Origin of the sequence: Alteromonas sp. BZK5 (genome assembly GCF_014349115.1) — a bacterium.
GTDB classification, from domain to species: Bacteria; Pseudomonadota; Gammaproteobacteria; order Enterobacterales; family Alteromonadaceae; genus Alteromonas; species Alteromonas macleodii.
The window spans coordinates 75,202-81,201 of record NZ_JACSOE010000011.1; the positions used below are offsets into that span (position 1 = coordinate 75,202).

Below are 6,000 nucleotides of genomic sequence, written 5' to 3' on the forward strand. Positions count from 1 at the left end.
AGGTGTTCCACATTCACAATAAGACCGTATGCTTTATTCCATTCAGTTTTGTTAATGCGCACCGCTTTGTGGTGTGTGCTGACAAGCTAAGCCACTAATTAAAGGTAAAAGGACATGAATACAAAGCTTATAAAACAAGGGGTACTTGCCACCACTGTCGCCGCACTTTTTTCTGTAAATGCAATCGCGCAACATTCATCAGACGCGAATGTTGAATTAGTGGGCGACATAAAGGGCACGCAAATTACCGGTGTTACGGTAAGTAATGATGGTCGTGTATTTGTGAATGCGCCTAACTGGCGTGACGGCGTTCGCTTTTCCGTAGCTCAGGTTACCGACACTGGAGAATTTGTCGCTTACCCTAATAGCCAAACAAATGAATGTGTGGCACAAAGCGAAGTAAGAAAAGACTGCTTTTTAGCGGTGCAGTCAGTGGTTGCGCACAAGGATAAGCTGTATGTGTTGGACACCCGAAACCCTAAGTTTAAAGGTGTAGTGGATGCACCTCGCTTATTTGTTGTTGATTTAGCCTCAAACGAGATAGAAGGAACCTTGATACTTAGCGAAGACGCTTACCATCCTGATTCGTACATTAATGACTTGCGAGTAGACGAAAAAACGAATCGCATTTATATGACCGACTCGGCTCACGCGGGTTTAGTGGTATATAACCTTGATGACAATACCAGCTATCGTATTTTAGATAACCATAAAACCACTAAAGCTGAAGTCGATGCGTTAAGTATTCAGGGCAAACCCTTTACTATGCCTGTTCAGTCTGACGGGATCGCGCTTGATACGTTAAACGACACACTATATTTTCACGCATTGTCTGGTTATTCGCTGTATGCCATTAACACATCTGACATCGAGAAATCGTCAAATGACGTGTTGGCAGAAAAAGTGCGAAAAGTAGCGACGACAGGCGCACCAGATGGCATGATTTTTCATCAAGGTAATGTTTATTTAGCTGACCTGGAAAAGCAAGAAGTACAGTACCTTACGCCAAGTCTAGACCTTCGCACCCTTGTGAAAGGTGATGTGGTGAATTGGGCTGATACCTTTAGTATCTACAACAATGCGCTTTACTATACCAATAGCAAAATACAAGATGCGGGTAGTGATGTTAGCGACATGACATTTGAAGTGTATAAGACAGCGCTACCTGCGCGTTAAAGTTTGAGGAATTAGCGATGAGCATCACAAAAGGGATCGGCAGCGCGTCACTGGGGTTTGCAGCAGCACTCTTAGTAGCCGGGCAAGCCTCAGCTAAATCAGGTTTTGATTATGGCCCTGTGTTTGACACTTTCGGCAAGCATGCTCATGTTGAGGGCGTAAGTTTTCCTGAAAATCAGACATTCAAGGTTGCGTTTGACGTAGCCAAAGCGGCAAGCCCTGGTGAGGTAAACCGCAAGTTTGAGTCGCTGGCGCGGTTTATCAATATGCACGTAGCCAACGGCGTTAAGCAGGAAAATGTCTCTCTTGCGCTTGTCGTTCACGGCTCTGCCACAGAAGAAGTGCTTAAAACTGCAAACTTCAAAGAGCGTAAGGGCTTACCTAATGGAAACGAAACGCTACTTGTAGCGTTGATGGAGAAAGGTGTAGACGTAATAGTGTGTGGGCAGTCTGCCGCTGCCCATGGCGTTGAAAAAAATGCGTTGATAGACGGAGTGAAAATGGATTTGTCAGCCATGACAGCCCACGCGCGCCTGGCACAGAAAGGGTATTCGGTTAACCCTTTTTAGGTTGTGGGTTAATTCCTCTTGCGCACAGGAGCTTAACTATAGCTTCCTAGACGATACCTGCCCAAACGCAATAATTTTCTCAAACGGTGTGGTGTCGGGTAATGTACCTAAGGCAAAACCACATGCATTGCCAAGCCTTGATTCACAGAAGGTGTGGGCAATGTCGATAAGGGCGTTGTCGTTATCGAGTGACGTAGCAAGAAGTGAACATGCTTGTAGCGCTAGCGCCATTTGTTCTGTTAAATATCGGCTGCGCGTTTCCATATTCTGCGTGTTTGATAGCTCGTCGAATAGCTTACTAAGATGAATATCATAGTGCCTGTTTTTGCCTGCTTGTGTTTTAAGTTCACTAAACAAAGCCTCTTTAACATTGGGCTCTTTGGCGAGTGCGCGCAGTACATCTAAACATTGTACGTTTCCGCTTCCTTCCCAAATAGAGTTCAGAGGCGCTTGGCGATAGTATCGTGGCATGGGGTTTTCTTCAACGTAACCAATACCGCCTAAACACTCTTGAGCTTCGTTAACAAACATAGGCGTGCGTTTACAAACCCAGTATTTTCCGATGGCGGTGGCCAGCCTTGCCAGTGCAGCTTCATGATTATCGCTCGATGCACTATCAACCGCTTTGGCAACGCGCATAGTGAGTGCAGTAGCAGCCGCACATTCAATGGTGAGGTCTGCCAACACATTTTGCATTAAAGGCTGATTGACTAAGGTCTTGCCGAATGCGTCGCGATGACTTACGTGGTGTAAGGCGTGAATCAGTGATTGTCGCATAAGTGCTGATGAGCCAATCATACAGTCTAACCGCGTAAGCGACACCATATCTATGATCACCGGCACACCACGGCCTTCTTCGCCAATCAAATATGCCGTGGCTTCCTGAAATTCAACTTCAGACGATGCATTGCTCCAGTCACCCAGCTTGTCTTTCAAACGCTGAATTCGCACGTTATTGAGTGCACCATTTTCCAACAACCTTGGTAGTAAAAAACAGCTTAGTCCGCCTTCGGCTTGCGCAAGTATAAGATGAGCGTCGCACATGGGGGCTGAGAAAAAGAATTTATGCCCTACGATATGGTAACTTCCATCAGCCTGTTTAACCGCTGTAGTGGTATTACGCCTAACATCCGACCCACCTTGTTTCTCAGTCATCCCCATACCAATGGTCAGTCCATGTTTCTGACTAGCTGGCAGGGAACGAGGATCATAAACACCATTAATGGTTTTCTCTAGGTATACGGGTGGCAGCTGCTTTCCATACCGCATGGCCGGAATAGCTGCGTGGGTCATAGTCAGCGGGCAAGACGTGCCAGACTCAGCCTGATAATGCATATACATTAGCGCTGCCCTGAAGGTGTGTGCGCCTTCAATGCCTTCATGCTTCCACGAATAGTTGTGTACATTGTGCTGCATCGCACTTTCCATAAGCGCGTGATAGCTGGGATGAAATTCAACATCGTCAATGCGGCGGCCATAGCGATCGAATGTGTGGAGAGTTGGCTTATTCTTATTAGCAAGCTCTCCGTGAGCCATAAGTGCATCCCCCGCGATTTGACCATACTGGCCTAATAACCCTTCGTCATGCTGGTGGGATGATGGCAAATGCTGATCGACTAACACGCGCAGTAAGGTGTCATCACGCCACAAATTGTAGGGCGTGGAAATGGTGGGTTGGTTTTCTACAACGTGCGTAACAAATCGATTTGATGAAGTCATGGCATTTCCACTTGGTGAATATACAAGGTGTACCCTTGAAATGGGCTACGTTAAAGCACTATTTCCAAGTACTACCTTAAAACATTACATTGATAGTTGTAAATTGATATTTCATGTAATGTTTGTGCGCGGCGCGTGTTTATATAATGATGAATGCGTATATGTTTGGCCTTAAGCCAACTTATATTTTAATTAAAATTACGTCCTATCTGAGACAAAGAAGTAAATAGAGTTTGCAATTAGAAAAACAGAAAAAGCCCAATGCAAGAAAGCTACTGCTAAAGCTATTGGGCTCCCGTGACAATATTCAAATGAATGCCAGCGCAGCTGTTCGCGTAGGGGCGCTGTTTGGTATTTCTGAAAATAACATTCGGGTAACGCTCACGCGTTTACAGTCTGCACAGCTTGTTACCTTGGTTGAACGCGGTTTTTACGAGCTGGGCGACAAAGGCATTCGTTTTGCAAAGGAAATTCATCAGTGGCGAGAGGATGAGGATGGGCTTGTACCCTGGCAAAACGATTGGGTTGTCGCTCAAACCAGCACGCTTCCTAAAAGTGATAAAAAGCAGCTCAGAAATAATGAACGAGCGCTGAAGCTTTTGGGGATGAGAAAGCTGACAAACGACGTTTACCTCAGACCGAACAATTTCTCAGGCGGAGCAGGCGAAGTAAGAGACAAACTCTACACACTTGGTCTATCGAGAAAGGCGCTCGTGTTTAGTGCCAGCGACTTTGACACTAAATCACACAGCAGGGCGATGGGATTATGGAGCCACCTAAACCTAGAGGCACTTTATAAAGACGGATGCATCGAAATAGAGGAATCTCTTGCTCGATTAACGTCTTTACCCCTTGAAGAAGCAACCAAAGAATCTTATGTGATAGGAGACAGGGCGTTATACCACTTGGTGTTTGACCCCTTATTGCCATCGCCACTTGCAGATGTAGCAATGCGTGAGCGCTACCGTAATCTAGTAAAACGGTACGATGATGCTGGCGCACAAATTTGGCACCGCTTTTTAAATCAAAACTAAGCGAGATCAAAGGTAAACAGCTCAAAAAGAGGGTTACAGATACGTTACACACAGTTGAGCGTAAATTTCACATATAGATGTATTGTGTGAGAACAGTCAGAAAGATGAGACGGTAAGTAATTATTTGGCCGCATAGAACGCTAAGTGTAATTAGCTCTAATGGAAGTAGCGTAAATGGAGAGAAGATGACCGCATCAAGACCGTTATTTAAGCATATTCGCAATCATACAGCGCTTTTCAATGAGCTTTCTCAGTATCGAAACGCCGCTGTAGATACCTTAGGGTTTACGGGGTATGAATTTCATAAAACGCCAAAGTTCGTAACCGAAGATGGAAGTCGGCTTACCATAGAGCCAGAGAGAAGCATTGTACTGCCTAAAGTTCATGCGTTGTCGGGCTTGAAGAACAAGCTGACACAGGCTATTCCCACGTTACATATGGTTGAGCATAGTGAAATAGGCTATCGCTACCCAACGGCAGCGTTGGCTGGGCTAGACGCGCCATTTATTAAACGTATGCGATCTGAGTATTTTCACAAAGTGGATGAAGATAGAAGTATTTGCCGCCCTGTGAATTTGTCGTTCGGAATTAAAAGTCGCGGAAAAGCTGACAACCGACAAGAATACGAAGTGTGGATGCCAGACGAAGCGCCAGATCAAAATCCGCTTCCTCTGCTCATCAATGCCTATGGCGAAGACTTACCCGATGATGTAAGACACTTTGTTGAACAACCCTCAAGAGTACACGGTTGGATGGGGGTTAAGCGGGCAGCATTTGAAGCGCTTTACACAAACAAGCAACATTGTGGTGATTTGATCATTTGCGTCGCCATGAGTGTAGACGCCTACAACATTGGCGCTAAACCTGATCTAGCTTATTCTCCTGAAGCAGAAAGCTCTATTGCTGTAAGCAACGCAGAGTTTGAGTGGGAAATAGAGGGGTACTATGCTCCGCGAGGCTGGGCGTTTGACCACGATGAAGTGTGGGCAGCAATAAATCACACGTTAGAAGCTATCAATGCGCCGCTCGATGATTTATACGGCAACGAAATCATTCCTATTGCCGAAAGTAAAACGGAGCGAATTTTGTCAACATTGCAATCACTGGGCGTTAGGCAGGAAGAAGTAGACGAACTCAATCTTCAGCCTTGGGAGTTCATGCTAACCGAAAGTGAGCATAGGGTTAAAGCGCACGATCCTAGCCGTTCGGTTAATTTATTAGGTAGACTAAATCGACTCTTTTACCAACCAGAGCAGCAGTTGCCTTCACTAAATTGGATGCATGATCTGATTTTATAGGTTTAAACTTTTAAGATTACTCTACTGTCCGATTTTATTTCATATCGATCACAAGGCCAGGCGCGCTGAAAGCACTTTCATGCGCGCTTTTTTATATTCCTTCTGAAGTCATTCTGTAACTAAAAAGACTTATATGTAAAATTTTATATAAAATATGTTGGTTTTTGTAAATAACTTTCAGTTTTGTCGTGATCTGTCTGTTTA

The 6,000-nt window shown here is 45.0% G+C and carries 5 protein-coding genes; 4 read left to right on the forward strand and 1 reads right to left on the reverse strand.

What is annotated here, in order from left to right:
• The first annotated feature begins 114 nt into the window (after window positions 1-114).
• Both BIZ39_RS05155 and BIZ39_RS05160 read left to right on the forward strand, forming a co-directional pair.
• Window positions 115-1,176, forward strand: coding sequence for an L-dopachrome tautomerase-related protein (locus tag BIZ39_RS05155; protein ID WP_187446513.1), 1,062 nt, complete (start codon window positions 115-117; stop codon window positions 1,174-1,176).
• Between the two features lie 17 nt (window positions 1,177-1,193).
• Window positions 1,194-1,745: a DsrE family protein gene (locus tag BIZ39_RS05160; RefSeq protein ID WP_187446514.1), complete on the forward strand. Its 552-nt coding sequence runs from the start codon at window positions 1,194-1,196 to the stop codon at window positions 1,743-1,745.
• A gap of 36 nt (window positions 1,746-1,781) precedes the next feature.
• Here BIZ39_RS05160 and BIZ39_RS05165 read toward each other — a convergent pair whose 3' ends face one another.
• Window positions 1,782-3,464, reverse strand: coding sequence for an acyl-CoA dehydrogenase family protein (locus BIZ39_RS05165; RefSeq protein WP_187446515.1), 1,683 nt, complete (start codon window positions 3,462-3,464; stop codon window positions 1,782-1,784).
• A gap of 233 nt (window positions 3,465-3,697) precedes the next feature.
• Here BIZ39_RS05165 and BIZ39_RS05170 point away from each other — a divergent pair, with 233 nt between their 5' ends.
• Both BIZ39_RS05170 and BIZ39_RS05175 read left to right on the forward strand, forming a co-directional pair.
• Window positions 3,698-4,498, forward strand: a complete 801-nt coding sequence (locus BIZ39_RS05170; RefSeq protein WP_187446516.1) for a PaaX family transcriptional regulator — start codon at window positions 3,698-3,700, stop codon at window positions 4,496-4,498.
• A gap of 185 nt (window positions 4,499-4,683) precedes the next feature.
• On the forward strand, window positions 4,684-5,796 hold the full coding sequence (locus tag BIZ39_RS05175) for a hypothetical protein (RefSeq protein WP_014950290.1): 1,113 nt from the start codon (window positions 4,684-4,686) through the stop codon (window positions 5,794-5,796).
• Window positions 5,797-6,000 lie beyond the last annotated feature (204 nt).

Bases quoted from the DNA above. Each gene is read 5' to 3' on its own strand.
- BIZ39_RS05155 (WP_187446513.1), top strand. From the start codon at position 115: ATGAATACAAAGCTTATAAAACAAGGGGTACTTGCCACCACTGTCGCC.
- BIZ39_RS05160 (WP_187446514.1), top strand. From the start codon at position 1,194: ATGAGCATCACAAAAGGGATCGGCAGCGCGTCACTGGGGTTTGCAGCA.
- BIZ39_RS05165 (WP_187446515.1), bottom strand. From the start codon at position 3,464: ATGACTTCATCAAATCGATTTGTTACGCACGTTGTAGAAAACCAACCC.
- BIZ39_RS05175 (WP_014950290.1), top strand. From the start codon at position 4,684: ATGACCGCATCAAGACCGTTATTTAAGCATATTCGCAATCATACAGCG.